We start from the raw sequence: 2190 nt of genomic DNA, 5'->3' as shown, positions 1-2190 counted from the left end.
CCCCCGGCCTTCCTCCCCAGCCCTCGACCACGGCCGACCACGGCCGGCGCCCGGACGCATCCGGCCCATGACGGCCATGCACGGGACTCGCACAGCCCGGTTCCCTACGATGGCGCGGTGACCAGTACCGCGTCCTCCACGGACCCCCGGCAGGACCTGGCCCCGCACGAGCAGCGGCCGTCGTGGCAGGGGCGGCTGCGCCGCTTCGGCTACCGGGCGAAGGCGGCGGGGCCCGCAGGCGACGGCGCGGACGGCGGCGACGTCGCCGACCGGCTGGGGCCGCCGGTCGCGCAGCCGGGCCCGCGGCTGTGGGCGGCCCTCGGCCTGTCGCAGCGGCTCGGCGACCGCCTGGCGCGCTGGTCGGGCTGGGGCGGCCCGCTGCTGGTGACCCTGCTGGCGGGCCTGCTGCGGTTCTGGCACCTGGGCAGCCCGAAGGCGGTCATATTCGACGAGACGTACTACGCCAAGGACTCCTGGGCGCTCGTCCACCGCGGCTTCGAGGTCAACTGGGACAAGAACGCCAACGACCTGATCCTGAGCACCGGCGGCCACGTCCCGATCCCGCACGACGCGGCGTACGTGGTGCATCCGCCGGTCGGCAAGTACGTGATCGGCCTGGGCGAGCTGATCTTCGGCTTCGACCCGTTCGGCTGGCGCTTCATGACGGCGCTGCTCGGCACGCTGTCGGTGCTGCTGCTGTGCCGGATCGGCCGTCGCCTGTTCCGCTCGACGTTCCTCGGCTGCGTGGCGGGCGCGCTGATGGCGGTGGACGGGCTGCACTTCGTGATGAGCCGCACCTCGCTGCTCGACGGCGTGCTGATGTTCTTCGTGCTGGCGGCCTTCGGCTGCCTGCTGATCGACCGCGACCGCTCCCGCGCGCGGCTGGCCGCCGCCCTGCCCGTGGACGCCGACGGCCGCGTCCGCCCGGACGCGCACGTCGCCGAGACCGCGCGCCTGGGGTGGCGGCCGTGGCGGTGGGCGGCGGGGCTGCTGCTGGGCCTGGCGATCGGCACCAAGTGGAACGGCCTGTACGTGCTGGCCGCGTTCTGCGTGATGGCCGTGCTGTGGGACGTCGGCGCCCGCCGGGTGGCCGGCGCCCACCACCCCTACCGGGCCGTCCTGAAGCGGGACACGGGCATCGCCTTCCTGGCCACGGTCCCGGTCGCGCTCGCCGTCTACCTGCTCTCCTGGCTGGGCTGGATCCTCTCCCCGAGCGACGGCACCGGCGGCTACTTCCGCGACTGGGCGGCGACCGAGGGCACGGGCGGGAACTGGACGTTCCTGCCGGACTGGCTGCGCAGCCTGTGGCACTACGAGCACGAGGTGTACGAGTTCCACGTCGGCCTGTCCTCGCCGCACACGTACATGTCCAACCCGTGGAGCTGGATCGTCGACGGCCGCCCGGTGTCGTACTTCTACGAGTCCCCCTCCCCCGGCACGGCCGGCTGCCCGGCGGACGCCGGCGACAAGTGCGCCCGCGAGGTCCTCGCGCTGGGCACCCCGATGCTGTGGTGGGCGGCGTGCGCGGCGCTGGTGTACGTGCTGTGGCGCTGGTTCTTCCGCCGCGACTGGCGGGCGGGCGCCATCGCCTGCGGCGTCGCGGCCGGCTACCTGCCCTGGTTCCTGTACCAGGAGCGCACGATCTTCTTCTTCTACGCCGTCGTCTTCGTCCCGTTCCTGTGCCTGGCCGTGGCCATGCTGATCGGCGCCCTGCTCGGCCCGCCCGGCGCCACGGACACCCGCCGCGTGGCGGGCGCCACCGGCGCGGGCGTCCTGGTCCTGCTGATCGCCTGGAACTTCATCTACTTCTGGCCCCTGTACACCGGCACCGCCATCCCGATCGACGACTGGCGGGCCCGGATGTGGCTGGACACGTGGGTATGACATACGTGGCTATGGCACGAAACCGCTGATCTCTCTTCGGACAACTTCCGTGAACATCCGGGAACAACCGCCGCGGCAGACCCCCCTGGCGCATACAGTGCAAGGCGCACACAGTCTTTGAACGCGTTCAACCTGTGCGTGGGCGAAGGCTTCCGGGGCGGGAAACGGGGAGGGAACGCCGTCATGGGCAAGGGCGTCAAGGCCGCGGGCGTCGGCGGGGGGGGTGCGGGCGTGGTGGGGTGGGCCCGGTACGGGGCGGACTAGGGCGGCTACGCGCCGTGCGGGGTCGAGGGCATCGGCCGGTAC

Annotated in this window: 1 protein-coding gene; it reads left to right on the top strand. The window is 72.9% G+C overall.

Annotation, left to right across the window (positions count from 1 at the left end):
• The first annotated feature begins 117 nt into the window (after positions 1-117).
• A complete protein-coding gene (locus GV126_RS32310) occupies positions 118-1884 on the top strand; it encodes a dolichyl-phosphate-mannose--protein mannosyltransferase (RefSeq protein ID WP_159674499.1) in 1767 nt (588 codons plus the stop codon).
• Positions 1885-2190 lie beyond the last annotated feature (306 nt).

The sequence above is a fragment of the Streptomyces mexicanus genome, from assembly GCF_902506575.1.
GTDB classification, from domain to species: domain Bacteria; phylum Actinomycetota; class Actinomycetes; order Streptomycetales; family Streptomycetaceae; genus Streptomyces; species Streptomyces mexicanus.
Note: the sequence above shows the minus strand (reverse complement) of the source record. Positions and strands in the feature narration are given on the sequence as shown.